The sequence below is a fragment of the Dietzia sp. HMSC21D01 genome (assembly GCF_001815995.1).
In the GTDB taxonomy this organism is placed as follows: Bacteria; Actinomycetota; Actinomycetes; order Mycobacteriales; family Mycobacteriaceae; genus Dietzia; species Dietzia cinnamea.
Map to the genome: position 1 here is coordinate 1 of NZ_KV823718.1, position 822 is coordinate 822.

Annotated in this window: 1 protein-coding gene; it reads right to left on the reverse strand. The window is 72.9% G+C overall.

The features are described 5' to 3' along the window. On the reverse strand, positions 1–822 hold an 822-nt coding region (locus HMPREF3086_RS02620), incomplete at both ends, for an HNH endonuclease signature motif containing protein (protein WP_141763958.1).

The window sequence follows — 822 nt, forward strand, 5'->3', positions numbered from 1 at the left end:
GACGGGGCTGGGGTTGCGGCGTTGCTGACGTGCCCAGGCATCGGCCTCGGAGCGTTGTTGCTCGCGCCGGTACTGGGCCAGCGGCCCGTCGGGGCGGGTGAGCATGACGGTGCCGTCGGGGGTGGTCACGATCAGGGTGCCATCGGGCTGGAGCTGGTAAGTCCAGTCGGAGAAGGTTTTGAACCGGTGATGGCGCCGGCATTGGGCCACCAGGTTCGCCTCGATGGTCAGGCCACCGGCGGCGGGGTCGGCGTGATTGAACGGCACCACATGATCCAGATCGCAGTCGTCGGCGGGGATCGCGCACCCGGGGTGGCGGCAGGTGCCGTCGCGGAGCCGGACCCGGCGCGCCAACTGGGCACCGGGCCGGTACCTCAGGGCGGCGTCGGTGTCGTCGGCGGCACCGATGCGGGGATCGACCTGCTCGAAGGAGGCCCCATCCGAGGTGGCGAGCATCTCCAGCAGGGTCTGCAGGGCCGCTTCGCCGGTGCGGGCGAACTCCACCCGCGCCCCGTGCTCGTCGCGGCCGTTGTCTCCGGTGGCGATGACGGTGACCTTCGGCCGCAACACCGGAGCCTGACCGGCGCCGCCGGTGGGAGCGCCCGCAGCGCCGTCGGCGGCATCGTCTGTGCTCGCGGCGTCCTCGGAAGCGTCGGCAGCGTCGGGGCGAGTGGGGGTGTCGCCGCAGATCAGGGACATCAGGGCGTCGGCGCGGCGTTCGGCTTTGGAGTAGTTCGGCTCCGGCTCAGGCCCGTCCGGGGCGGCGGCCGTGGCGTCGGCGTCGGCGGCCTGGTGTTCGGCGACCCGCTGGTCGAGGGCTTC